Source organism: Nocardia sichangensis, from assembly GCF_047200615.1.
Taxonomy (GTDB): domain Bacteria; phylum Actinomycetota; class Actinomycetes; order Mycobacteriales; family Mycobacteriaceae; genus Nocardia; species Nocardia sichangensis.
Window position 1 is genome coordinate 1 of record NZ_JBJZOK010000089.1, and the last position, 2,236, is coordinate 2,236.

Genomic DNA, 2,236 nt, shown 5'->3' on the forward strand with positions numbered 1-2,236 from the left:
GACCTTCCAGCAGCGTTGCAACAACTACTGGAATCCAAGCGGTGCGGTGCTCGGAGATATCGGCCAGCCACAACCGATCCGGGGCATCGGCGGAGAAATTGCGGCGGACCAGATCGTCGTAGACCGGCGGGCCGGGTTTGCCCTTGCCGCTGCGTTTCTTGCCGAACACGCTTCACCAGCCCTGCCTCGAGCAGATCCTCCAGGCGGTGGGGTCGGCCATCGGTTTCCCGGCTGCACGAGCTTCGTCGGCCAGGAATCGGTAGCCGAATTCCGGGTGTGGGCGTCGAAGAGCGCGTTGGCCCGATACGCTGCTCAAGTTCGGCGTCGGTGACCGGTTCGGCCAGCCACCGGTAGTACGGCTGACGTGCCAGTTTCAACACCCGGCACGTCACTGTGACGGGGATCCCGTCTCCGGCCAGCTCGCGGACGAGCGGGTAGATCTGTAATGGTCGCGGCCGGTCCGAGATCGGCTGGCAGGATGACGCCCCGGCTTTCCACGTGACTCCGGGTATATCCCGCTCCACCACCCGGCTGGCCTGATCAGAGAGTGTCCGCCCCGGTGCGGGTGTGACTCGTTACAGAGGTGCCTCCGAGTGATCCCACCGGCGCCCACGCCAGCCCCGACCACCGAGAGGACACCTCCCATCATGGCGCGTAGTGCCGCAGGGCGGCAGCGTGGCGGTCGCCGTGATCTCGGCGCCTGCGGTAGTGCTCGCGGGCGGGGCCGGGGTTGATCGAGGCGTAGGTGGCCCAGACCCAGCCGACTGCGGCGAGCCGGTCGTTCTTGATCCGCCGGTGGGTGATAGAGGTGACCTTGCCGGAGGCCCTGGTGACGGGCGCGGATCCGGCGTAGGCCTTCAGCGCGCGGTCGTCGGCGAACCGGTCGCGGTCATCGCCGATCTCGGCGAGAACACGGGCGCCGGTCACCTCGGCCAAGCCGGGAAAGCTGGTGATGACGGCATAGTCGGGGTGCTTGCGGAATTCTTCGGCCGCGGCCTGTTCCAGATCGTCGGCACCGGAGCAGGCGGCATCGAGCATCGCCAGCAGGGCCAGCGCCTGTCGGCCCATCGCCTGCTCGACGAGCCCGGGCTGGCGCAGCTGCGGGATGCGCAGGCGCTGCAGTATCTCGGCGGCGCGGTCATCGATGCTGCGTTGACGGCCGGCACGGCGCAACGCGGTCGCGATGCGGGTCTTGGTGAGTTTTGCTGCATGCGCCGGTTTGGGCGCGATGGCGAGCACCGCACGGGCATCCGGTTTGGCCAGATTGGTTGCCGACTTGCCCGCAAAGGCGTCCAGGAACGCCGGGTAGTACTCGCGCAGGATCGACCGCAGTTCGTTGCTGGCCTTGCTGCGGCGCCAGACCGCATCCTGCTGCGCGCGCGCCAAAACCGCGATGGCTTGGGCTAACTCGCTGTCGGCGGGCAGCTTCCGGTGCAGGTGGGCATCGACGCGCAGGATGTTCGCCAGCGTCATCGCATCGGCGTGGTCGGACTTCGCACGGGCCACCGAGTGGCGTTCCCGATAGCGGGCCAAGGCCATTGGATTGATCGCAAACACCGGACGCCCGGTCGCGCGCAACGCAGCCACCAGCAACCCGCGCGGGGTCTCGATGGCGATCGGAATCGGATCGTCGGGGCTGTCACCGGCATCGGCCAGCAGCTGGGTCAGTTCAGCGAACCCGGTAGGGTTGTCACCGATTCGCTGCTTGGCCACCAGCTTGCCACCGCTGTCGACGATCGCGACATCGTGATGCCCTTCGGCCCAGTCGATTCCGTATGAACAATTCAATCCGCACCTCCATCAGATCGGGTGTTTCGCTGGTCCGACACCCGGGCGAGAACGCGCAGCGACCTACTTACGAGCCTCCGTGGGCTTGCCTCCGGTGAGCTGTTTGCGATCCCAGCGCACCCGCACGGCGCCCGGTCTTGACCAGAGCTACTAGGCTCTCGAACAGATGAGGCGTCAAGCCGCGCAGGAGGGCTCGAACCACGAGTAATCCCACACCGGCTCGGACGGGACGACACACCGCGCCGCCCGTCCAGACCGGCGAGCCGACCCCGGCGCTCACGGTCTGACATGAGGGCTTTCGCCCAACATCGGGGCAGGAGTCACCAGGCAGGCTCGGTGAACGATGCACCGACGTCTCCGGCACCAAGCCTGTGGATAGGCCTACCCGCGGCCCGGTCTTGATCAGGTGTCCGTGACCACCGATGCACCGTTCACCAATGAGTAGATC

At 67.0% G+C, this 2,236-nt stretch carries 1 protein-coding gene; it reads right to left on the bottom strand.

The genetic code is table 11. The features are described 5' to 3' along the window. Nucleotides 1–645: 645 nt before the first annotated feature. Entirely contained in the window at nt 646–1,788 is a 1,143-nt protein-coding gene (locus ACL03I_RS39210; RefSeq protein ID WP_412808627.1) for an IS110 family RNA-guided transposase, read from the bottom strand. Between the last annotated feature and the right edge of the window lie 448 nt (nt 1,789–2,236).